18 protein-coding genes are annotated in these 23584 nt (G+C 43.8%); 8 read left to right on the forward strand and 10 right to left on the reverse strand.

Annotated elements, in window-relative coordinates; translation table 11 throughout:
- The first annotated feature begins 33 nt into the window (after window positions 1-33).
- Entirely contained in the window at window positions 34-705 is a 672-nt protein-coding gene (gene can, locus CTN07_RS06160; RefSeq protein ID WP_005297646.1) for a carbonate dehydratase, read from the forward strand.
- Window positions 706-779: 74 nt separating this feature from the next.
- Here can and hpt read toward each other — a convergent pair whose 3' ends face one another.
- Window positions 780-1316, reverse strand: coding sequence for a hypoxanthine phosphoribosyltransferase (gene hpt / locus CTN07_RS06165; protein ID WP_005297644.1), 537 nt, complete (start codon window positions 1314-1316; stop codon window positions 780-782).
- Window positions 1317-1536: 220 nt separating this feature from the next.
- Between hpt and CTN07_RS06170 the strand changes: the two genes are divergently transcribed.
- The gene (locus tag CTN07_RS06170) at window positions 1537-2133 is read left to right on the forward strand and encodes a TetR/AcrR family transcriptional regulator (RefSeq protein ID WP_005297642.1); all 597 of its coding nucleotides are present in this window, start codon (window positions 1537-1539) and stop codon (window positions 2131-2133) included.
- Window positions 2134-2206: 73 nt separating this feature from the next.
- Here CTN07_RS06170 and CTN07_RS06175 read toward each other — a convergent pair whose 3' ends face one another.
- The 6 genes from CTN07_RS06175 to CTN07_RS06200 form a co-directional block, all read right to left on the reverse strand.
- On the reverse strand, window positions 2207-3244 hold the full coding sequence (locus CTN07_RS06175) for an ABC transporter ATP-binding protein (RefSeq protein WP_036764789.1): 1038 nt from the start codon (window positions 3242-3244) through the stop codon (window positions 2207-2209).
- Window positions 3245-3246: 2 nt separating this feature from the next.
- On the reverse strand, window positions 3247-4872 hold the full coding sequence (locus CTN07_RS06180; RefSeq protein ID WP_005297638.1) for an ABC transporter permease: 1626 nt from the start codon (window positions 4870-4872) through the stop codon (window positions 3247-3249).
- Between the two features lie 155 nt (window positions 4873-5027).
- Window positions 5028-6041, reverse strand: coding sequence for a Fe(3+) ABC transporter substrate-binding protein (locus CTN07_RS06185; RefSeq protein WP_005297636.1), 1014 nt, complete (start codon window positions 6039-6041; stop codon window positions 5028-5030).
- Between the two features lie 190 nt (window positions 6042-6231).
- Window positions 6232-7461 carry an ammonium transporter gene (locus tag CTN07_RS06190; RefSeq protein ID WP_005297635.1) on the reverse strand — a complete coding sequence of 410 codons (1230 nt, stop codon included), beginning with the start codon at window positions 7459-7461 and terminating at the stop codon, window positions 6232-6234.
- Window positions 7462-7524: 63 nt separating this feature from the next.
- Entirely contained in the window at window positions 7525-7863 is a 339-nt protein-coding gene (locus CTN07_RS06195) for a P-II family nitrogen regulator (protein ID WP_005297633.1), read from the reverse strand.
- 181 nt (window positions 7864-8044) lie between these two features.
- Complete coding sequence (locus CTN07_RS06200) at window positions 8045-8413, reverse strand: YacL family protein (RefSeq protein WP_036763210.1); 369 nt, start codon at window positions 8411-8413, stop codon at window positions 8045-8047.
- A 55-nt stretch (window positions 8414-8468) separates the two neighbouring features.
- Between CTN07_RS06200 and CTN07_RS06205 the strand changes: the two genes are divergently transcribed.
- The 3 genes from CTN07_RS06205 to CTN07_RS06215 all read left to right on the forward strand — a co-directional run bounded on the left by CTN07_RS06205 (window position 8469) and on the right by CTN07_RS06215 (window position 12167).
- Complete coding sequence (locus tag CTN07_RS06205; protein ID WP_005297629.1) at window positions 8469-9626, forward strand: sugar diacid recognition domain-containing protein; 1158 nt, start codon at window positions 8469-8471, stop codon at window positions 9624-9626.
- A 131-nt stretch (window positions 9627-9757) separates the two neighbouring features.
- A complete protein-coding gene (locus CTN07_RS06210) occupies window positions 9758-11023 on the forward strand; it encodes a GntP family permease (RefSeq protein ID WP_036763204.1) in 1266 nt (421 codons plus the stop codon).
- Between the two features lie 10 nt (window positions 11024-11033).
- Complete coding sequence (locus CTN07_RS06215; RefSeq protein WP_005297625.1) at window positions 11034-12167, forward strand: glycerate kinase; 1134 nt, start codon at window positions 11034-11036, stop codon at window positions 12165-12167.
- A 110-nt stretch (window positions 12168-12277) separates the two neighbouring features.
- Here the strand turns inward: CTN07_RS06215 and acnB are convergent, their stop codons facing one another.
- Window positions 12278-14875, reverse strand: coding sequence for a bifunctional aconitate hydratase 2/2-methylisocitrate dehydratase (gene acnB, locus CTN07_RS06220; protein WP_005297623.1), 2598 nt, complete (start codon window positions 14873-14875; stop codon window positions 12278-12280).
- 400 nt (window positions 14876-15275) lie between these two features.
- Here acnB and CTN07_RS06225 point away from each other — a divergent pair, with 400 nt between their 5' ends.
- The 3 genes from CTN07_RS06225 (at window position 15276) to CTN07_RS06235 (ending at window position 20011) form a co-directional block, all read left to right on the forward strand.
- Window positions 15276-17195, forward strand: coding sequence for a methyl-accepting chemotaxis protein (locus CTN07_RS06225; protein ID WP_005297620.1), 1920 nt, complete (start codon window positions 15276-15278; stop codon window positions 17193-17195).
- A gap of 191 nt (window positions 17196-17386) precedes the next feature.
- Window positions 17387-19453: an LruC domain-containing protein gene (locus CTN07_RS06230; RefSeq protein WP_005297619.1), complete on the forward strand. Its 2067-nt coding sequence runs from the start codon at window positions 17387-17389 to the stop codon at window positions 19451-19453.
- A 12-nt stretch (window positions 19454-19465) separates the two neighbouring features.
- Window positions 19466-20011 (forward strand): hypothetical protein, encoded by a 546-nt coding sequence (locus tag CTN07_RS06235; RefSeq protein WP_036763203.1) that lies wholly within the window; start codon window positions 19466-19468, stop codon window positions 20009-20011.
- Window positions 20012-20094: 83 nt separating this feature from the next.
- Here the strand turns inward: CTN07_RS06235 and lpdA are convergent, their stop codons facing one another.
- Window positions 20095-21525: a dihydrolipoyl dehydrogenase gene (lpdA, locus tag CTN07_RS06240; protein WP_005297617.1), complete on the reverse strand. Its 1431-nt coding sequence runs from the start codon at window positions 21523-21525 to the stop codon at window positions 20095-20097.
- A gap of 177 nt (window positions 21526-21702) precedes the next feature.
- Entirely contained in the window at window positions 21703-23580 is a 1878-nt protein-coding gene (aceF, locus tag CTN07_RS06245; protein ID WP_005297615.1) for a pyruvate dehydrogenase complex dihydrolipoyllysine-residue acetyltransferase, read from the reverse strand.
- Between the last annotated feature and the right edge of the window lie 4 nt (window positions 23581-23584).

Consider the following 23584-nt stretch of genomic DNA (forward strand, 5'->3'; position numbering starts at 1 on the left):
ATATTAAGGGACATATCAACAAAAGGTATTATCATGGCAGATATAAAACAGTTATTCGCAAATAACCTAGCTTGGTCGGAAAATATCAAGGAAGAAACCCCTGAGTTTTTTTCCCACCTAGCAGAAGCTCAACACCCTCAGTACCTTTGGATTGGCTGCTCCGATAGCCGAGTTCCAGCTGAGCGCCTAACTGGATTAGATTCTGGTGAGCTTTTCGTTCACCGAAATGTTGCTAACCAAGTTATCCATACCGACCTTAACTGCTTATCAGTTGTACAATATGCAGTCGATGTTCTCAAGGTTCGCCATATTATTATTTGTGGTCACTATGGCTGTGGTGGTGTAACAGCAGCAATTGAGAATCCGCAGCTAGGCTTGATCAATAACTGGCTTCTACACATTCGCGATCTGTATCTTAAGCACCGTAGCGATTTAGGGGCTCTCGATCGCGAAGATTGGGATAATAAGCTCTGTGAAATCAATGTCGCTTCTCAAGTTTATAACCTAGGTAACTCCACCATTATGCAGCAAGCTTGGGAGCGTGGTCAGCAAGTGAAAATTCATGGCTGGATCTACGGGATTGGTGATGGCGTCCTCAGAGATCTTGGCGTCACCGCAACCAGCCGCGAAAGCCTCGAAGTTTCTTACCAAGCGGCTATGTCTGCTATTTTACCTGCGGTTGAAGCGTTAGAAAAATCACTGTAATTCATAATATTTATTTCAGTGATAAAAAAAGCGACTTCATTAAGTCGCTTTATCTTTCTAACTAGACCAAAATCTTAGTCTTCAAGTAGTGTCACTTTACCAATGTAAGGTAAATGACGGTATTTTTGTGCATAGTCGATACCAACACCTACCACAAACTCATCTGGAATCACAAAGCCATACCACTCTACAGGTACATTCACTTCACGACGCTCTGGCTTATCAAGCAGAGTACAAATGCGAATGGAGTTTGGTTCACGTAGCTCTAAAATCTCACGAACTTTACTTAGCGTATTACCTGTATCAATAATATCTTCAACAATCAGTACGTCTTTACCTTTAATGTCATCATCAAGGTCTTTTAAGATACGCACATCACGGCTACTTTCCATGGTATTGCCGTAGCTTGAAGCAGTCATGAAATCAACTTCATGAGTTAGATTAATTGCACGAGCTAAATCCGCTAAAAATACAAATGAACCACGAAGTAGACCAACCAACACTAAATCTTTTGAGTCTTTATAATGCTCAGTGATCTGTTGACCTAACTCTTTAATACGCTCTTGAACTTCTTGCTCACTAATCATCACTTCGATGGTGTGTTGTTTCATATTCCTCTCCACAAATACGATCGTACAGGCTATTTATCTAACCAAGTCCATTAAACATTGTACCACTCATTCTACGCAAACGTTATTTCTATCACACTATGTCAAAAAAATGACTCGCACAGTCAAGGTTCTGTTTGACACCTTTTATGGGTTAGGTAAAGTTATTCAGTACAAAAATAAATACTAATTAATACAAATAGGGCTAGGAATGAATAACAATATGGACATGGTGATTAAGCGTACTCGTACTCGCTTATCTCCAGAAAAACGTCGAGAGCAGCTACTCAATAGCGCACTGGATGTTTTTGCTCGTCGTGGTATTGGCCGAGGGGGCCACGCAGATATCGCGGAAATGGCAAATGTCTCTGTTGCGACCGTTTTCAATTATTTTCCAACTCGCGAAGATTTAGTAGAACAGGTATTAATTCACGTTGAATCTCGTTTCAATAAACTACTGACACACTCTCTCAACGATGAAATGCCAACAGCAAAAGCCAAACTAACTAACCTTACCGATTGCTTAATTAAAGCTGTTATAGAGCAGCACGATTGGCTAAAAGTCTGGTTTGAATGGAGTACATCAGTACGTGATGATATTTGGCCGCTGTTTATTAAAACCAATAAAAATAACTTACAAAAGTTAACTTCGGTTTTTGAACAGGGATTAACGGCTGGAGAATTTAGCCGCTCTCAATCTGCATCAGATTTAGCGCATATGTTTCACGGTACCTGTTATGTGCTGTACTTACAAACGCACCTAACCTTAGACCCTGAAATTATGCAGCGACAAGCTGATAGCTATTTACAGAGCCTGTAAGACACCAGCTAAATAAAAAAGACCTGTTCACTATGCAGGTCTTTTTTTATCTCATCTATGCCAATACAAATGTTTAAACAGCCTTTGCAAAAACAACTGGTTCATGGGGCTCGATTGCAATATCAACTCGCTCTCCCACTTGTAAAATATGATGGGAATTGACCACTAACTGATGACCTAAATAATCAACTGTGTAACGGCAACAATCCCCCATAAATACCTGTTCAATGATGATCCCTTTACCATCAAAATTTGGGGCCAAGCTAATATTTTGTGGTCGCAGTAACCAATCAACTGAACTTCCCTGCTGCATCACAGCTAAAGAAGATGTAGGTACATGACCAAATGGCGTTGTCAGCGCATCGGCAGTCACTTGAGCTGGTAGATATGACCCAGTCCCCAAGAACTCAGCCACAAATCGACTGCTTGGACGATAGTACAGTTCAGTTGCCGGGCCAAATTGCTCAATAATACCGTGGTTCATCACCGCCATACGATCAGCAAACGCAAAAGCTTCTTCTCGACTGTGAGTAACGAAAATCGCAGTCACCCCTTGCTGTTTGAAAATCTGGCGAATATCACGGATTAAACCATGACGTACTTGCGTATCAATATTAGAAAAAGGTTCATCGAGTAAGATTAAGTCAGGCTCTTGGGCCAAAGCACGCGCAATAGCAACACGCTGCTGCTGGCCACCAGAGAGTTGATGGGGATAACGGTTATCAAGTCCTTGCAAATGCACCAATTCCAGCATTTGTGCGACCTTGTCAGTCACACGATCTTTGCTCCAGTCATGCAGCCCAAACGCAATATTTTGCGCCACGGTTAGATGAGGAAACAGCGCATAATCTTGGAAAATCATACCGATATTGCGCTGCTCAGGAGGAAGCCAAACGCCACTGTCTGCCACAACGGTATCACCAATCACCATTTTCCCTGATGATAGCGGTAATAAGCCAGCAATAGACTTAAGTAGGGTTGTTTTACCGCAACCTGAAGCCCCTAATAGACAGACAATCTCTCCCTGCTTTACCTCCAAAGAAAGCTGTTGCAACACAGCCTGACCATGGTAACAACAGGTTAAATTCTCAATAGTTAAGGCTGGATTTATCATCACTTCTGCTCCAGGGATCGATTAACCAAAATAAGCGGGACTAACCCTACTAAAATTAACAAAATTGCGGGCAACGCAGCGAGCTCCAAATGTTCATCAGAAGCGTAATTAAAGACATAAGTCGCCAAGGTTTCAAAATTGAAAGGACGCAATAATAGTGCTGCATTCAACTCTTTCATCGACTCAATGAAAACCAAAATAACGGCAATCAAACAGCCGCGACGAACCAGAGGAAAATGAACACGTCGTAACATTTTAAATGATGCCACACCCATGGTTTTTGATGCCATATCCAAAGATGGTGAGACTTTCGCTAAACTACTTTCAATACTGCCAATCGCCACCGCGGAAAAGCGCACCACAAAGGCAAAAATCATTGCAAACATGGACCCCGATAAGATAAGCCCTGGCCGTCCCCATTCCAGCGATTTTGCAACATCATTAATAAAATGATCCGCCCCTGTGAGAGGAATCATAACGCCGATGGCTAACACGGTCCCGGGTACAGCATATCCCATAGAAGCAAGACGAATTGGAACCGTATTAAATTTACTCGGTACCAAACGATGAGAAAAGTTCACCAATAGAGCAATAAACAGAGCAATCACTGCAGCCACAATAGAGACGACGAAGCTGTTAATACTGTACTGCCGAAATGCCTCTGTCCAACTTTGACCGAAATAGGTCCATGCATAGTCGGCTAACTGTAGCATTGGCAGAATAAAAGCAACGGTGACCAATCCCCAACACCAAATAACCGCTAACCACTTCTTCCATCCGGTTAATGTGTAGCGAACACTATCACTACCATTTAGCTGCTGTTGAAACAGTTTTTGCTTACGGCGACTAAAACGCTCTGCACTGATCAAAATAAAAATAACCACCAGCATCAGTGCTGAGATTTTTGCTGCCGCATGAAGATTCGAGTATCCCAACCAGGTGTCATAAACCGCAGTTGTTAACGTGTTAACTGCAAAGTAGCTAACTGTACCAAAATCCCCTAGCGTCTCCATCGCAACCAAAGAAACACCAACCGCAATAGCAGGACGAACCAAAGGTAAAGAGACTCGACAGAAACTTTGCCACGGATTACAACGCAATAGGCGGGCAGATTGTAATAAGCTAACACTCTGCTCCATAAAAGCTGCGCGTACTAACAAATAAATATACGGATACAGCACTAACGCTAAAACAAAACACGCTCCACCAATGGAGCGAAAATTTGGAAACCAATATTCGGCCGCGGTTTGCCAACCAAAGAGATCTCGTAAAAAGATCTGAATAGGTCCTGCGTAATCAAACCAGTCAGTATAAATATAGCCAACAATATAGCCTGGCATCGCAAGCGGTAAGACCAAAGCCCACTGCAGAGTCTTTTCTGAAGGCACCTTACACATTGCCATGATCCAAGCAGATGGCACACCAAATAATAAAGCAAGAACAACGGTACCAACTACGACCCAAAACGTATTGGCAAGATAAGTCGGCATAACCGTATTAAGAAGATGAGAGAAAACTTGGTCCGATTGACCCAGTGCGGTAAAAAAAATTGCCAAGATAGGCAAAACCAGCAGTAGAGATAAGCTCCAACTGCTGGTCTGCCAGAATAAAAATTTTTCTTTCATTGCAAACAACTTATGTCTTATTGAACCATCGCAGCACTAACCTATCCCTTAGCTATGGCCACTTATCGCATGGATGACCCTATCATATTATTCTGTTTTTATAAGACTGAAAAAACGCAAAAGAGGAGCTAAACACTCCTCTTTTTTGTAACAAATTACAGATCGAACTTGGTTTCATCTAACAGCTTAATAGCACTGTTATGATATTCAGCCACTTTCTCTAACGGTAATGTATCCGCTGTAAATTCGCCCCAAGACTCAACCAACTCTGAACGCTTCACACCATTTTTAACTGGGTATTCATAGTTCACTTCAGCATACATCTGCTGAGCTTTATCACCAGTTAAAAACTCCATTAGCTTGGTCGCATTGGCTTTATTTGGTGCGTATTTCGCCATTGCCATACCGCTAACGTTAACATGCGTACCATTCGCTTTTTGACCTGGGAAATCAATGTATACCGCTTCTGCCCATGCTTTTTGCTCAGGATCATTGATCATCTTGCCTAGGTAGTAACTGTTACCAATCGCAAGGTCACACAAACCTTCTTTTACCGCTTTTACTTGAGCACGGTCATTACCTTGAGGTTTACGCGCAAGATTTGCTTTTACCCCTTCTAGCCACTGCTTAGTTTCTGCTTCGCCATAATGAGCAATCATAGAAGAAACTAACGATACATTGTAAGGGTGCTTACCTGAGCGAGTACAAATCTTCCCTTTCCATTCTGGTTTTGCAAGATCGAGATAATCAAAAGATTCAGGTAATTGACCGACACGATCTTTTGATGAGTACACGTTACGAGCACGTAATGTAAGCGCAAACCACTCATCTTCAGAGTCTCGGTATTGTGCCGGTACATTTGCTTCAATCACTTTATTATCAACCGCTTGAACTAGCTTTTTATCAGACAGTTCAACCAGACGACTAATATCTGTTGTTAACACCACATCTGCTGGGCTGTATTCACCTTCTTGCTGTAGTTTCTCTGCCAATCCTTCTTTTGCAAACTTAACATTAACTTTAATGCCTGTTTCCTTAGTGAATTCTTTAAACATTGGCTCAACCAAAAATGGCTGACGGTAAGAGTAAACATTGACTTCTTCGGCTGCTGTTGCCATTTGTGGTACAGCTAGACCAGCCAGAATCGCAGAAGCTAACAGTTTTTTCATTGAGAAATCCCTTAATGCAAAATGTAATGATAATAGTTATCAATTTCTGTCCGATTATACTTAGCCGAAAATGCAAAACAAGACTCAGAAACATTTAAACACAAAAAAGCACGACCATTTTAAGCCGTGCTTTTCAAAGTTGTGATCTGTATATATGTTATAGAGTGACTATAAGACCTTATTGTTTATACTATTTAACGCTCACAAACTCCGGATAAGCGTCGATACCACAATCATGAACATCCATACCTTCAAGCTCTTCATCTTCTGAAACTCGAATACCTAAAGTCAGTTTTAAAATGCCCCATACAGCAAAGCTCATTCCAAATACCCAACCAAAGATAACAGCAGCACCAAATAGCTGAGTCATAAAGCTGGCATCACCATTACTAAATGGCACAACTAACAGACCAAACAGACCACATACACCATGTACTGAAATAGCACCAACAGGATCATCTACTTTAACTTTATCAAGAGCCACGATACTAAAGACCACTAAAGCTCCTGCTGCTACACCTATGGCCACGGCAACTAACGGCGATGGAGAAAGCGGGTCGGCGGTAATAGCAACCAAACCTGCCAGTGCCCCATTTAAAATCATGGTTAGATCTGCTTTTCCCCAAGTAGTTTTACATACTAATAGTGCTGCTATTGCACCAGCTGCTGCAGCTGCATTTGTATTTAAGAAAATTTTCCCGACCGCCGTTGCATTTTCAAAGTCGGAAATCATCAGTTGAGAACCACCATTAAAGCCAAACCAACCAAACCACAGAATAAAGGTACCCAAGGTTGCTAATGGCATATTCGAACCGGGAATTGGATAGATTTCACCATTTTTACCGTATTTACCTTTACGAGATCCTAGCAATAATACCCCTGCTAAAGCTGCAGAAGCACCAGCCATATGCACAATGCCAGAGCCGGCAAAGTCACTAAATCCAGATTCAGATAAAAACCCACCGCCCCATGTCCAATACCCTTCTACCGGGTAAATAAAGGCAGTCATCACCACAGAGAAAATTAAAAACGACCATAACTTCATACGTTCAGCTACTGCGCCAGAAACCACCGACATCGCGGTTGCAACAAACACAACTTGGAAGAAGAAGTCAGATTCTAGCGAGTGATCAGCATCAGGAGATTGCGAACCGATTAGCGTACCAATCGATGGGAAAAAGCCCCCTTCGCTATTATTGACGTACATAATGTTGTAGCCGACGACCAAAAAAGCGGTACAAGCAATGGCATACAAACAGATATTTTTCGTTAAGATTTCTGTGGTGTTTTTTGAGCGAACCAGTCCCGCCTCTAACATGGCAAATCCTGCCGCCATCCACATCACTAAGGCACCGGACATCAAAAAGAAAAACGTATCTAATGCATAACGTAGTTCGGTTACTGTCAGTGATAATTCCATAATACATTCCCTATTAACGGTTAATTCCAAGGTTACATTGAGCTGAGCCAAATCCGTAACGGCTTATAGCGCTTCCATATCAATTTCACCGGTTCGAATACGTACGGCATGTTCAAGGTCATAGACAAAGATCTTACCGTCACCGATTTTTCCCGTTTGAGCCGCTTTAGCAATAGCTTCAACAATGGCGTCTAAATTATCTGCTTGGGTGGCTATTTCTAGTTTTACTTTGGGTAGAAAATCCACTTGATATTCCGCCCCACGATAAAGTTCGGTGTGCCCTTTTTGACGACCAAATCCTTTTACTTCAGTCACCGTCATGCCTTCAACTCCGACATCCGATAATGCTTCACGAACATCATCTAACTTAAATGGCTTAATGATTGCGTTGATGATTTTCATTGCTCGCTCCTTGACTGTTTTTGTTGTTTACAGTTATTTAACAAACAATGACTATGCCAAGTTTTTTTATTTATATATTTCATTACGTTAGAAAAAACAGAGCCCTTAAACGAAAAAGGGTGCACCATTACAGTGCACCCTTTTCCCTAAAATAACGCAATATTAACGTTATAAGATGATATTAAAAACGCTTCACAAACGCCTGCCATGCCAATAGCACTTGCTCTAAATCTTCAAAGCCACAGACAGAAATATTCTCTTCATCATAAAAATTCATATCCTCTTCAAGCTCAGTGTCATCTTCTGAGAAGAGGTAATTTGCCTGAACCAAGGCTTCATTATCTTGCAAACTTAAGGTTAACTCATCGCCAACTAGACGCCACTCTGCCGTGGTATTTTTTAACTGATGGATCTGGGCGACAATTTCATCGATTTTATCGCAATCTTTTTCAATCTCTTCACTTAACCAACGTCCAAGTACTTCGTGTCCCATTGAGAACACGGCGTGATAGCTACCATCCAAGGTATTTTTTTTAAAGTCGTAATCCATAGCTATCCTCTTGTATTATCTTTATGCCCTACCTCAACCAGCAGGATCTTGTGCCATGCAACTAAATGCCACGATTGCACGACAAATTGTCGAACGTACGATGAAAATCATTCACCATTCCGTCAATGTAATGGACGAGCACGGACGAATTATAGGCTCAGGTGACCCATCTCGTCTCGCGCAACGACATGAAGGCGCAATTCTAGCACTGAATGATAATCGTGTGGTTGAAATTGATGCTCCCACAGCAATACAACTCAAAGGGGTCAAACCGGGGATCAATCTTCCCATCTTATTTAAGCAACATGTCATTGGCGTAGTCGGCATTTCAGGTCAACCCGATGACGTACGTAACTACGGTGAACTGGTTAAAATGACCGCCGAGTTGATTGTCGAACAAGCGGCATTGATGTCACAAATCCAATGGAATAAACGTCATCGCGAAGAATTAGTCTTACAGCTGATTCAGCAAACAGAACTTAATGAAGAACAATTGCTCACTATCGCCGAACGCCTTGAACTGGATTTAAACCAGCCACGAATTGCAGCTCTTGTGAAAGTGGTTCCGCAAGCGGGGAAACAGCTCTCCCTTGAACACCTGCAACATCTGGTTCATCTTCTTGAATATCCAGAACGTGATAACCTGGTGGGGATAGCCTCAGTGTCTCGAAATGAAGTCGTTGTGCTAAAGCCAATCAAACTCGATAGTGATCACAAAGGTTGGTCGCGGGATCTCGAACAAAAACGAGTTGATAAGCTGATCCGTCGTATCGCCAAAGAAGGCAATTTTACTATTCGAATAGCCCTCGGTGATTATTTTGCAGGACTTAATGGGCTTGCGAAATCCTTTATGACAGCCAAAGCAACCATGGAAACAGCTGACTTTTCCCATAACAGTAACCAAGTGCTCTTTTACCAAGACAACATTCTGCCAGTGTTACTCAGTGGGTTAAAAGACGATACTTGGCGCTACCAACAGTTAAGCGCTCCACTGGAGTTATTAGCGCAACATGACCTTCGAGGGACTCTACTCAAAACTCTCAAGGTATATTTTGATCAAAATTGTGATTTAGCTCAAACCTGCCAAACGCTACATATTCACCGTAATACTCTTCGTTATCGTCTTGAAAAAATAGAACAAGAAACTAAGTTAAATTTCAACAACATAGCAGATAAAACCCGACTCTATTTAGCAACTTTGTCACAAGCATAAAAACCACAAACTGTGCATATGCACAAAAACAGCTGCTTTCTCTGGGTTATTTTTGTTGTTTCGCCTAAAGCTTAATTTATCGATGCCAAGTACAGTCGCAGCCACTGAATCACCTCTGACTGGAAAGGACAATGGTAGAAGTATCCACATTAGGCGCAATCGCCGCATTAATTGTAGCTATCACTCTGATATTACGAAAAGTTCCACCTGCTTACGGCATGATTATTGGTGCCCTAGTAGGTGGCGTTATTGGTGGCGTTTCGTTAACCGATACCGTGTCCCTAATGATTGGTGGCGCACAAGGTATTGTCACTGCGGTATTGCGAATCCTTGCCGCCGGTGTGCTGGCAGGCGTATTGATTGAATCTGGCGCTGCTACCTCAATAGCCGAAACCATTGTCAAAAAAGTGGGTGAGACTCGCGCTCTATTAGCTCTGGCTCTTGCAACCATGATTCTAACGGCTGTTGGTGTATTTGTTGATGTTGCCGTTATTACCGTTGCACCTATTGCTCTGGCTATTGCACGTCGTGCCGATATTTCAAAAATGGCAATCTTGCTTGCGATGGTGGGTGGCGGTAAAGCCGGTAATGTGATGTCACCAAACCCAAACTCCATTGCGGCAGCTGATGCCTTTAACGTTCCCCTAACTTCCGTGATGGCAGCAGGTGTTATCCCAGGCTTGTGCGGTATGATTTTAGCTTACTTTATTGCCAAAAAACTGGTGAACAAAGGCAGTAAAGTTCAAGAACACGAAGTAGTAGCAGTTGATATGAGTCGCTTACCGAGCTTTAAAGCCGCGATTGTTGCCCCATTAGTGGCTATTGCTCTGTTATCCCTTCGTCCTATTGCTGGTATTAATATCGACCCATTAATTGCACTGCCTCTAGGTGGTCTATTAGGTGCGATTGCCATGAAACGCCACCGTGATACCAACCACTTTGCGGTATCAGGATTAACCCGCATGGCACCTGTGGCCGTGATGTTACTCGGTACAGGTACACTAGCAGGTATTATTGCTAACTCAGGTCTAAAAAATGGCTTAATTGAAGTTCTGACGGCCTCAGGTTTGCCATCTTATTTATTAGCGCCAGTTTCTGGTGCCATGATGTCGCTAGCAACCGCTTCAACAACGGCTGGTACCGCAGTGGCATCAAGCGTCTTTAGCCAAACGATTTTAGATTTAGGCGTTCCTGCCCTTGCTGGTGCTGCGATGATTCATGCCGGTGCAACGGTCTTTGACCACATGCCACACGGTAGTTTCTTCCATGCAACAGGTGGTTCTGTCCACATGGATATGAAAGAGCGTTTGAAATTAATCCCTTACGAATCGGCAGTTGGCTTAATGATTGCTGTCGTTTCAACCTTAATCTTCGGTGTATTCGGTCTATTTGTTTAAGAGGCTCATGATGAAAATTGTTATTGCTCCAGATTCTTATAAAGAAAGCCTAACAGCAATGGAAGTGGCTTGTGCGATTGAAGCGGGTTTTCGCAAAGTATTACCAGAAGCCGAATACATTAAGCTACCAATGGCCGATGGTGGCGAAGGTACGGTGCAATCCTTGGTTGATGCTACAGGTGGCGAAATTATTACCGCCCGTGTAACTGGACCTCTAGGCGAACAAGTCGATGGATTTTACGGTCTTATGGGAGACGGTCATACCGCTGTAATTGAGATGGCGGCGGCATCCGGGTTGCACTTAGTCGCTCCCGAGCAACGTAACCCACTGCAAACCACAACATTTGGTACTGGCGAATTGATTCTTGCCGCCCTTAACCAAGGAGCAAAACATATCATCGTTGGTATCGGTGGCAGCGCAACCAATGATGGTGGTATCGGTATGGCGCAAGCGCTTGGTATCCGTATGCTTGATAGCCAAGGTAAAGAGATTGGTTATGGCGGTGGTGCTCTGGCTCGTCTTGCTACTATTGATATGTCTGGCCTTGATCCTCGTTTAGCGCAAGTTGAATTAGAAGTTGCGTGTGATGTGGATAACCCTCTGTGTGGTGAAAAAGGTGCATCGCAAGTCTTTGGCCCACAAAAAGGCGCAACACCTGAGATGGTCGCTCAACTTGATGCCAACCTAGCCCATTATGCAGAACTTATCAAAACTCAATTAGGTGCCGATGTAAAAGAGATGGCCGGCGCAGGTGCCGCTGGTGGTTTAGGCGCAGCGCTACTGGGTCTACTGCAAGCTCGCTTACGACCTGGGATTGAAATTGTGATGGATGCGGTTAATCTTGCTGACGTTGTTCAAGATGCTGATTTAGTGATCACAGGTGAAGGTCGTATCGACAGTCAAACTATTCACGGAAAAACCCCGATTGGCGTTGCACGTACAGCAAAGCGCTTCAATAAATCGGTGATTGGTATTTCAGGCTGTCTATCTAACGATTGCGATGTGGTCCATGAACACGGTATTGATGCTGTATTTAGTGTTGTTCCTCGCTCTGTAACTTTGGCTGAAGCTCTACGGGATGCGGCATTTAATGTGGAATTAACGGCTCGTAATGTGGCTGCTATGTATCGCTTGAGTCGCTAATAACAAAAAGTAACAGCTAAACAGATAATACAAACGCCTTGGTTTAAATGAAAACCAAGGCGTTTTTTTATCGTGAGACTGAAACAATTAATTGGAACTCAAACCTTAAGTTAGGCTGGTTGAACCATAATCACTTCTGCCGCAGGTTTCGTGTACTGTTCCATACGGTGGAAATTCAGATAACGATAAGTATCTGCCGCCGTCGCATCAATCTGCTTAGCAAACTCAAGATACTCTTCAACTGTTGGAATATGACCTAATACGGCGCCCACAGCGGCTAACTCTGCCGATGAAAGATACACATTGGCTCCCGTACCTAAACGGTTAGGGAAGTTACGCGTCGAAGTTGACATCACAGTGGCATTATCAGCTACACGGGCTTGGTTACCCATACAAAGTGAACATCCCGGCGTTTCAATACGAACTCCAGCACGACCGAAAATACCGTAGTAACCCTCTTCGGTTAGTTGGTCTTTATCCATCTTAGTTGGCGGTGCAACCCACATTCGAGTATTGAGCTGTCCACCAAATTTTTCTAACAGTTTACCTGCTGCGCGGAAGTGGCCAATATTGGTCATACAGGAACCGATAAAGACTTCATCAATTTCCGTACCTTGTACTTCTGATAGCAGACGCGCATCATCGGGATCGTTTGGTGCACACAAAATAGGTTCTTTGATCTCAGCAAGATCTATTTCAATAATATGCGCATACTCTGCATCCGAATCGGCGGTCATTAAGCTTGGATTATCCAACCACTCTTGCATCGCAGTAATACGGCGCTCTAGCGTACGGCGATCGCCATAACCCTGTGAGATCATCCATTTCAGCATCACGATATTGGATTCAAGATATTCGCTAACCGATTGTTGTGACAGTTTGACCGTACAGCCAGCGGCACTTCGCTCAGCTGAGGCATCAGAGAGTTCAAATGCTTGTTCAACCGTGAGGTGCTCAACCCCTTCGATCTCTAACACTCGACCAGAAAACTCATTGATCTTACCTGCTTTCTCAACGGTTAAGAGCCCCTGCTGAATCGCAAAATACGGAATCGCATGTACCAAATCGCGCAGAGTAATACCCGGCTGCATCTCGCCTTTAAAGCGAACCAAAATAGATTCTGGCATATCTAGAGGCATCACCCCCGTTGCAGCGGCGAAAGCCACTAAGCCCGATCCGGCTGGGAAAGAAATGCCAAGCGGGAAGCGGGTATGAGAATCACCTCCGGTACCGACTGTATCAGGAAGCAACATACGGTTAAGCCAAGAGTGGATCACGCCATCACCCGGACGTAATGACACCCCACCTCGATTCATAATGAAATCAGGCAGCGTATGGTGAGTATTAACATCAATGGGTTTTGGATAAGCCGAAGTGTGACAGAAAGACTGCATGGTCAAGTCGGCTGAAAAGCCTAAACAGGCAAGATCTTTCAGCTCGTCTCGGGTCATAGGTCCGGTAGTATCTTGCGAACCAACCGTTGTCATCTTAGGCTCACAATAGGTTCCCGGACGAATCCCTTCGACACCACAGGCCTTACCTACCATTTTCTGAGCTAATGTATAACCTTTACCAGAATCGGCAACAGGCGCTGGACGACGGAACACATCCGATGCAGGTAGACCCAAAGATTGGCGGGCACGATCAGTTAGTCCACGGCCAATGATCAATGGAATACGACCACCAGCACGAACCTCATCAATTAAGACATCAGTTTTTAACTTAAAGGTGGCGACCAACTCATCACTATCATGACGACGCACTTCACCTTTAAATGGGTAGACATCAATCACATCGCCCATGGCTAATTGACTGACATCCACTTCAATCGGTAGCGCTCCTGCATCTTCCATAGTATTAAAGAAGATAGGCGCAATCTTGCCACCTAGTACATAGCCACCTGCACGTTTATTTGGCACATAAGGAATATCATCCCCCATAAACCACAAGACTGAGTTAGTGGCTGATTTACGCGATGAACCTGTACCGACCACATCGCCAACATAAACCAGTTGATGACCTAAAGCTTTTAGCGCTTCAATTTGTGCAATCGGTCCTACTGTTCCTGCCTGATCCGGTTCGATCCCTTCACGGGCATTTTTTAACATCGCTAAAGCATGAAGCGGAATATCAGGACGTGACCAAGCATCAGGAGCCGGAGACAGATCGTCGGTATTGGTTTCACCGCTGACTTTAAATACGGTTAAGGTGATCTTTTCCGCTAGCGCCGGCTTTTGTAAGAACCAATCAGCATTTGCCCATGATTGAAGAACTTGTTGTGCAAACTCATTGCCAGCTTTTGCTTTCTCTTCAACATCATAGAAAGCATCAAACATAAGTAAGGTGTGCGACAACGCTGTTGCAGCAATAGGCGCTAAACTTGGATCGTCAAGTAAACGAATAAGCGGTTCAATGTTATAACCGCCCTGCATTGTACCTAATAACTCTGCGGCTTTTTCTTTACTGACTAAAGGAGATTGAGCTTCACCTTGAGTAATGGCCGCTAAGAATCCAGCTTTCACATAAGCGGCTTCATCGACACCCGGTGGAATGCGATTTTCCAGTAGCTCGACTAAAAACGCTTCTTCACCTGCGGGGGGATTTTTTAATAACTCAATTAATGCGACCACGAGTTCTGCATTAAGTGGTTGAGGTACGACCCCTTCAGCGGCACGCTCTGCGACGTGTTTACGGTAGGCATCTAGCACGACAAATTCCTCATTCTTCGGTTCGGTTGCAATAACCAAACATCCTTGGAAAGCTTTGCTCTCTACTCAATACCAAAACCCTTTTGTTATTGAGGTGCTCACAGCAGATAGAGAGAACAAACTGTAACTACACCATACCACTGTTAACTTAAAATTAAAATCCACCCTATTTTTACAACATTCACATTTTAATAAATTTTTTACTACCAGCCCCAACTTTGTAAACCAGTGAGAAAAATGTCAATAAATCATTCAACTGAGGCTAAATACGCTTATTTTGTGACGAGCATCACTCAAGAATGTATACCAACGGCAGATAACCTACACATCCTTGCGATATTAATCTTATCCATTTCACCTTCTATCGCATTTAGCTCATTTATTGCAAAAGCATGACGCCATGAATTTAAATCACTTAAGTATTAAGAAAAAGCTGATCCTCGCCATGATCAGTGCGGTACTATTTTCTACTGCTCTTGTTGGTATTTTAAGCCAACAGCAAGCACGAAAAGTCATTGAAACTCGCTTACTTGAATCGGAAATTCCTGCGACTTTGCTGCAGATTCGCAACCAAATCGATAAAGAAGTTTCCTTGTTGCAAGCAGCGGCACAACAACTGGCAACCAACCCGTTAGTGATTGATTCACTCACCGCAACGCTGCCTCAAGATAACACCCAGCTCGTTACCTTACTTAACGAGATCAAGCAGCAATATCATCTATTTGATGCCTCTATTGCGGATCGAAATACGGGAAACTACTGGAACCAAGACGGTTTTTTACGCCAGCTTAACCACCAACAAGATAGCTGGTTCTACAACTTTGTCCGCAGTGGCAACGCTAAGATGCTCAATGTCTTTCGTGAAGCCAATGGTGATGTAAAACTGTTTGTTAATTACCAACAACTCAATGGTAAAGGGCTAGCGGGCTTGTCTAAATCGTTAGATGAAATGGTGCAATTTATTAATCAATTTAAACTTGAGCAAACTGGCTTTGTTTATCTGGTTGATGATAAAGGTATTGTGCGAATTCATAATGATAACCAGTTGATGGGAAAAGCAAGCTTAACCGATTTATACGGTAGCAAGGTGGCAAACCAACTGTTAAAACGAGGCAAAATCGAAATCGTGGATCTTGATCTTGATCTTGCAGGCCAAGAAAATCTTGTTGCTTCAAGTTATATCCCAACGATGAATTGGTATGTCATCGCCCAATTACCTAAAAATGAAGCGTTTGCGAGCCTCAACCATGCCCGTAATCAAATTTTAATCTGGACTGCCATCATTGCGCTTGGCTTTACTGCGTTAGCGATTTGGCTTGCGAGCTCCATTACCCGTCCAATCGCTCGTTTAGCCGAAATGTTTAAAGATCTTGGAGAAGGTGAAGGCGATCTACGTCACCGTCTAGACATTCAAGGTAACGATGAAATTGCCCAACTGTCCCAAGGCTTTAATGGTTTTATTAGCAAAATCCATAACTCGGTAAAAGAAGTTGCGGAAACAGGAAATGCCCTACGTCACGCCTCTCAATCGGTAGCGGAACAAGCACAAACGACCTTAGATAACAGCCAAAGCCAACGCGATCGCACCATTCAAGTGGTAACCGCGATTAATGAGATGGGGGCAACCGTCAATGAAATTGCAGGTAATGCTGCTCAAGCCGCTGACGCCACTCACCTAGCAGAAACTGAAGCTCAAAGTGGTCAACAGGTTGTTGGGCAAGCAAGAGAAACCATTTCACAACTGTCTCATGATGTGGCCCAAGTAAGTGAAGTAATTGAATCTTTGGCCCATAACACCCAAGCCATTGGCAGCATTTTGGATGTGATCCGTGGTATTTCAGAACAAACGAACTTATTGGCATTGAACGCAGCCATTGAAGCAGCTCGTGCTGGTGAGCAAGGTCGTGGTTTTGCCGTTGTTGCTGATGAAGTGCGCAGTCTTGCTAGTCGAACAGCGGCTTCAACTGATGAAATCCAAACTATGATCAACCGTTTACAGCAAGAGGCCAGCAATGCCGTAGCGGCTATCGAGCAAAGTCGCCTGTTAAGTTCTAATGGGGTTTCAGCCTCTGATGAAGCCAGCAGCGCGTTGATTTCTATTGCCGAACGTATCACCTTAATTGCAGATATGAATACGCAAGTTGCAACGGCAACAGAGGAACAATCAACGGTGGTTAACGACATCAACTGCAATATCGAAGTGATCAACGAAACCACTCAGCGTACAGCGACTACGGCCGAAGATCTTGCGCAAGCGAGCCTTGAATTGCAGCAATTATCTCACCGATTAGAAGTCATGGTTGGAAGCTTCAAACTTTAAGCCATATTTCTCATTGTACGATGGAACTAAATACTGATAGAGAGCTTCGGCTCTCTATTTTTGTATTGTGCGATGCAATCTTGCAGAATGCATTCTTAAATTTGCAACATGGCAGTTAGAACTCGTTTTTTTCACTATAAATTTTGGCACTAAAATTGATGGATTTTCCTTAACCAAAGGGAGATGCATTTATGTCAAAACTACATATCGCACTACTATTTGGGCTAGGGAGTATTGCACACGCCAGTTATGGTGAAGCTTTTGACTCATGCCCCAGTACCGCTTTTCTTATGCAAGGTACGCCAACCACCGTCTATGGTGTCAACCTAACTACAGGATCCAGTCAAACCTTACAAACCGATGTTGGAATGCCGGGTAACCTTAATGCGGTTGGATTTAATGAAACCGACAACTACATTTATGCCTTTAATACCACCAACAAAAAAGTGGTTAAAGTAGACAAAAACTTTAATGCTCAAGAGCTTGCTGTTACTGGTATTGGTACCCAATCTTTTTATGTTGGTGATGTCAGTAATAACACGTTATATCTCTATCGCTACGGTGCGGGGCTATACAAAGTTCCCCTCGACAGTGCCGATCCTAACTATCTGGCTTTAACTGCAGTCGGTGGCACCACCAATATGCGTATCTACGATTTTGCGTTCCATCCCAGCGACGGCAATATTTACGCCGTTGATGGCAAATTTGGTACGCTATATCAAATCAACCCCGCAACGGGAGTCCGTACCAGCTTAGGAAATACCGGTGTCAAAGGAACCTTTGGTGCGGCCTATTTTGAAAGTGACGGTATGTTCTATTTGAGTCGTAATCAAGACGGTCATATATTCAAAATAGATATTACCGATCCTAACAATATTATCCCCATTGCCACCCTATTTGCCGTCGGTCCTCTTTCTGGACAAAACGATGGGGTTCGCTGTGCATCTGCCGCAGCTCAACTTGATGCGCTTGATCTTGGTGACGCCCCTAACACCTATAAAACTACCATCGCCAGTAATGGCCCCCGTCACGATCTCACCAATACCGACTACTACTTAGGAGCCGTTCCTGGAGATGCTGAAACTGCACCTGCTGCCAGTGATGATGGCGACGGTTTTGATGATGAAGACGGTATTATTTTCACCTCTTTAGAGAAAGGACAAACATCTCTTATCGCCATAACGGCCAGTACTTCAGGTTATCTCAATGGTTGGATCGATTGGAATAAAGATGGTGACTTTGCCGATAATGGAGAAAAAGTATTTAGCGGAACGAGTCTTTCTGCGGGCATGACCACTGCTTATATTTCAGTACCAGATTACATATCAGAAGGAGATACTTGGGCTCGCTTTCGTTTTAGTAGCACCCAAAATTTGGATTACTACGGTGGCGCCTCAGATGGTGAAGTCGAGGACTATCCGGTTACCTTAGAGAACAGTAACCTTAGCACCTATAACTATGGCCCTTATACTGCCGCTTTTGAAGATAGTTGGCCAAAAACAGGGGATTATGATCTCAATGATGTGGTCGTTGAATACAATATCGTGGTCAAAGCTGCGGTCAATTACGATGTAAAACAGGTTCAAATTAGCGGTTCTTTAAAAGCTATGGGAGCCGATTACCGCAATGGTTTTGCCATTCATCTACCAGAACTGGCCCGAGAAAGTGTTGATGAAAGTAATATTGTCTTTGTAAAAAATGGCGAACTGCAAACCGCATCCCCTTTAGAGGCGGGACAAACTAATGCGGTACTCATGATATCACCGGATCTCTATTTGGATATCGGCTCTGATTGTCCTTATTACCGTACCAAAGAAGATTGCCAAGAAGTTGATCTCTTTAATTTCTCGGTGACGGTTCCACTCGTTGCGGGTACCAAGCTATGGGCTCTCCCTCCAGCTCCTTACGATCCTTTCATTTTTGCCGCTGAAGGCCAATACCATGGTGATGGTGCAGTGACAGGTCGAGCATTAGAAATTCATCTGGATGACTATGAGCCAACAGACTTAGGCAGTGCCAGTTTAACCTTGATGGGAACGGTAAATGATGGCAGTGATTTAGCCTCAGGGAGCGCTTATCGAGCATCCAGTGGCTTACCATGGGGTTTACTCATCTCTGATACTTGGGTTCATCCTCGTGAACGAACCGATGTATTAAATGCTTATCCTAAATTCTTCGATTACGCCACCAAAGGTACTCATAATGATTGGTTCACCCCAGGTAAGCGTGTTAACAGTTTCCTATTTGCAGTGGAATAATCAGGAGGGTTTATGAAATATCTTATTTTACTACTGTCACTTTCACTGCTGATGCTCAATGTTCAAGGCTGTGGTGGTGGCGGAGGTGATGATGATGCACCGCCATCGACACCATCAGCTCCTGCAACACCACCTGCAGATGATCCACCAGCAACCGATCCACCTACAGATGATGATAATGATCTTGATGGTTTAACCGATGGTGAATTTGCCGATGATCCTAGTCCTTACAAGATGTCGGACATTAGCGTCGATAAAAATTACGACTTCACCACTAGTTATCAGATCAACACCGCAATCGATCTTGGTGGAATTACCAGTCAACGCGCATTTATTGGCTTTTATGAAGAATGGAGTAATAAGTCAGGAGATTTAATCCCTAACCCAGCTAGCAAACTGCTGCTGCAGGCAGTTGATGATGGGATATTTAATCAACCTCTAACAATTGGTAAGCATCAAACTCAGTTACTGATGGTCGTGTTATTTATGGACCCAAGTTTAAAGCCAATTAAACATGTCTTTGAGCTTGCTCCAGATACGACGCTAAGCTACCCATAACAACATTTTTCTCTTTGGTTATAACGAAAAAACGCCAACTTGAAGCTCAAGTTGGCGTTTTTATTATTCAGTTTTTATCGTAATTATTTACGCTTTACCGCTTTTGCGTTTGGTAGGTCAGTAACAGAACCTTCAAATACTTCAGCTGCCAAACCTACAGATTCATGTAGCGTTGGGTGAGCGTGAATAGTTAGTGCGATATCTTCTGCATCACAACCCATTTCGATTGCAAGACCGATTTCGCCCAGTAGTTCACCACCGTTAGTACCCACGATAGCACCACCGATAACGCGGTGAGTATCTTTGTCGAAGATCATCTTAGTCATACCATCTGAACAGTCAGATGCGATTGCACGACCAGAAGCAGCCCATGGGAATGTAGCGACTTCGTAGTTGATACCTTCTGCTTTCGCTTCTTTCTCAGTCTTACCAACCCAAGCCACTTCTGGCTCAGTGTAAGCAATTGAAGGAATAACTTTAGGGTCAAAGTAGTGCTTCTTACCAGAGATAACTTCTGCCGCTACGTGACCTTCGTGCACACCTTTGTGCGCCAGCATTGGTTGACCAACGATATCACCAATCGCATGGATGTGTGGTACGTTGGTACGCATCTGCTTATCAACATGGATAAAGCCGCGCTCATCAACTTCAATACCCGCTTTTTCAGCATCCAGTAATTTACCGTTAGGTACACGACCGATAGCAACAAGAACCGCATCATAACGAACTGGTTCTGCAGGCGCTTTCTTGCCTTCCATTGATACATAGATACCATCTTCACGCGCTTCAACAGCGGTTACTTTAGTTTCTAGCATCAAGTTGAATTTCTTCTCAATACGTTTAGTAAAGATCTTAACGATATCTTTATCAGCAGCAGGAATCACTTGATCGAACATCTCAACAACGTCGATCTGAGAACCTAGTGCGTGGTATACCGTACCCATTTCAAGGCCGATGATACCGCCACCCATAACCAACAACTTCTCAGGAACTTCTTTTAGTTCAAGCGCGTCTGTTGAATCCCAAATACGTGGGTCTTCATGTGGAATGAATGGTAGTTTAATTGGACGAGAGCCAGCAGCAACGATTGCGTTATCAAAGTTAACAGTCGTTTGTTCGCCGTCAGCACCTTCAACTAGGATCGAGTTAGGACCTGTGAATTTACCGTAGCCATTTACTACTGTCACTTTACGCATCTTAGCCATACCGCCAAGACCGCCTGTAAGTTGAGTGATAACTTTATCTTTCCACAGACGGATCTTAGTGATATCGGTTTGTGGTTCACCAAAGACCACACCGTGAGCAGCCATCGCTTTTGCTTCTTCAATCACTTTAGCTACGTGAAGAAGCGCTTTAGATGGAATACAACCCACGTTTAGACATACACCACCTAGTGTGCTGTATTTTTCAATAAGAACAGTGTCTAGACCTAAGTCAGCGCAACGGAACGCCGCAGAGTAACCAGCAGGGCCTGAACCCAACACCACTACCTGGGCTTTAATTTCTTTACTCATCATGACCTCTTGTAAGTCTTTTATCCCTAACAGGCTAACGTGTTGCTTTCTCTCTTTGATTCAACAACTATGTTACATTTTCACTAACAAACTGAAAAGTTAAATGCCTTAGCCTGTGAGCTACACAACAATTCCATGCCTAGTAAGCAACTAGGCATGGCGTTGCGGATATAAACCTTATAGTACTAAACGACGGATATCAGATAGACAGCCGTTTAGGTAAGTGATGAAACGTGCACCTTCTGCACCATCAATCACACGGTGGTCGTATGATAGAGAAAGTGGCAGCTGTAGGCGAGCTTCAAACTCTTTACCGTTCCATACTGGCTTCATTTCAGACTTAGATACACCAAGGATACCTACTTCTGGTGCATTCACGATTGGAGTGAACGCAGTACCACCGATGCCACCAAGGCTTGAGATGGTGAAACAGCCACCCTGCATATCTGCAGCAGTTAGCTTACCAGCACGTGCTTTCTTCGATACTTCAGCAAGTTCTGCTGATAGCTCGTAGATACCTTTCTTGTTTACGTCTTTAAATACAGGAACCACAAGACCGTTTGGTGTATCTACTGCAATACCGATGTTTACGTACTTCTTCAGAATTAGGCTTTCACCGTCTTCTGATAGAGAAGAGTTAAATGCAGGGAAAGCTTCTAGTGCTTTTGCCGCTGCTTTCATGATGAACACAAGTGGTGTGATCTTCATGCCAGTATCTTTCTTCGCTTCGATCGCATTCTGTTCTTTACGGAACGCTTCAAGTGCGGTGATATCTGCGTTATCCCACTGAGTAACATGCGGGATCATTACCCAGTTACGGTGTAGGTTAGCACCAGAGATCTTCTTAATGCGAGATAGTGGCTGAACTTCAGTTTCACCAAACTTGCTAAAGTCAACTTTTGGCCAAGGTAGTAGACCCAGAGCGCTGCCGTCACCTTTACCAGATGCCGCACCAGACTCAAGACGCTTAAGTGCATCTTTAACAAAGTTCTGTACGTCTTCTTTTAGGATACGGTTCTTACGGCCAGTACCTTTTACTTTCGCAAGGTTTACACCAAATTCACGCGCAAGACGACGAACTACAGGTGATGCGTGTGAATATTCGTTGTTCTCAACAAACTCACTGCTTGCCGCTGGAGCTTCTGCTTTTGTTGCCGCAGGAGCTGGTGCAGCCGCTGGTGCTGGAACCGCAGCTTGTGCAACCGGTGCTGCTACTGGAGCAGAGCCTGCTACTTCAAAGATCATGATTAGAGAGCCAGTTGATACTTTATCGCCTGTTGCAATCTTGATCTCTTTTACTGTACCTACAAATGGAGCTGGTACTTCCATTGATGCTTTGTCGCCTTCAACAGTAATTAGAGACTGCTCTTCTTCTACTGTATCGCCAACTGCAACCATGATTTCAGTAACTTCTACTTCGTCGCCACCGATATCTGGAACGTTCACTTCTTTTGCTGCTGATGCCGTTGCAACAGGAGTCGCAGCTTGTGCAACAGGAGCTGCCGCAGGTGCAGAGCCAGCAACTTCAAAAATCATAATTAGCGAGCCAGTTGATACTTTATCGCCAGTTGCTACTTTGATCTCTTTAAGTGTACCTGCAAATGGTGCCGGTACTTCCATTGATGCTTTATCGCCTTCAACAGTAAGTAGAGATTGCTCTTCTTCGATGCTATCACCGATAGATACCATGATTTCAGTAACTTCTACTTCATCACCACCGATATCTGGAACATGAACTTCTTTCAGCTCAGCCGCTGCTGCTGGAGCTGAAGCTGCTACTGGAGCTGCTTCTGCCGCAGGAGCTGGTGCTGCAGTTGCAGCACCCTCGGCTTCGAAGATCATGATTAGAGAACCAGTAGAAACCTTGTCGCCTTCAGCGATTTTGATTTCTTTAACGATACCCGCCTGAGAAGCTGGTACTTCCATAGAAGCTTTATCGCCTTCTACAGTAATTAGAGATTGCTCTTCTTCAACCTTGTCACCAACGCTAACAAGGATCTCAGTTACTTCAACCTCATCGGCACCAATATCAGGAACATTAATCTCGATTGCCATTTTT

The organism is Photobacterium damselae (assembly GCF_003026815.1).
Lineage (GTDB): Bacteria > Pseudomonadota > Gammaproteobacteria > Enterobacterales > Vibrionaceae > Photobacterium > Photobacterium damselae.

What these genes read in the sequence shown, in the direction of transcription:
- CTN07_RS06215 (WP_005297625.1), top strand. Translation starts at nt 11,034, where the DNA reads ATGAAAATTGTTATTGCTCCAGATTCTTATAAAGAAAGCCTAACAGCA.
- CTN07_RS06235 (WP_036763203.1), top strand. Translation starts at nt 19,466, where the DNA reads ATGAAATATCTTATTTTACTACTGTCACTTTCACTGCTGATGCTCAAT.
- CTN07_RS06180 (WP_005297638.1), bottom strand. Translation starts at nt 4,872, where the DNA reads ATGAAAGAAAAATTTTTATTCTGGCAGACCAGCAGTTGGAGCTTATCT.
- hpt (WP_005297644.1), bottom strand. Translation starts at nt 1,316, where the DNA reads ATGAAACAACACACCATCGAAGTGATGATTAGTGAGCAAGAAGTTCAA.
- CTN07_RS06230 (WP_005297619.1), top strand. Translation starts at nt 17,387, where the DNA reads ATGTCAAAACTACATATCGCACTACTATTTGGGCTAGGGAGTATTGCA.
- CTN07_RS06225 (WP_005297620.1), top strand. Translation starts at nt 15,276, where the DNA reads ATGAATTTAAATCACTTAAGTATTAAGAAAAAGCTGATCCTCGCCATG.
- CTN07_RS06185 (WP_005297636.1), bottom strand. Translation starts at nt 6,041, where the DNA reads ATGAAAAAACTGTTAGCTTCTGCGATTCTGGCTGGTCTAGCTGTACCA.
- CTN07_RS06195 (WP_005297633.1), bottom strand. Translation starts at nt 7,863, where the DNA reads ATGAAAATCATCAACGCAATCATTAAGCCATTTAAGTTAGATGATGTT.
- CTN07_RS06200 (WP_036763210.1), bottom strand. Translation starts at nt 8,413, where the DNA reads ATGGATTACGACTTTAAAAAAAATACCTTGGATGGTAGCTATCACGCC.
- CTN07_RS06190 (WP_005297635.1), bottom strand. Translation starts at nt 7,461, where the DNA reads ATGGAATTATCACTGACAGTAACCGAACTACGTTATGCATTAGATACG.
- aceF (WP_005297615.1), bottom strand. Translation starts at nt 23,580, where the DNA reads ATGGCAATCGAGATTAATGTTCCTGATATTGGTGCCGATGAGGTTGAA.
- lpdA (WP_005297617.1), bottom strand. Translation starts at nt 21,525, where the DNA reads ATGAGTAAAGAAATTAAAGCCCAGGTAGTGGTGTTGGGTTCAGGCCCT.
- can (WP_005297646.1), top strand. Translation starts at nt 34, where the DNA reads ATGGCAGATATAAAACAGTTATTCGCAAATAACCTAGCTTGGTCGGAA.
- CTN07_RS06210 (WP_036763204.1), top strand. Translation starts at nt 9,758, where the DNA reads ATGGTAGAAGTATCCACATTAGGCGCAATCGCCGCATTAATTGTAGCT.
- CTN07_RS06170 (WP_005297642.1), top strand. Translation starts at nt 1,537, where the DNA reads ATGGACATGGTGATTAAGCGTACTCGTACTCGCTTATCTCCAGAAAAA.
- CTN07_RS06205 (WP_005297629.1), top strand. Translation starts at nt 8,469, where the DNA reads ATGCAACTAAATGCCACGATTGCACGACAAATTGTCGAACGTACGATG.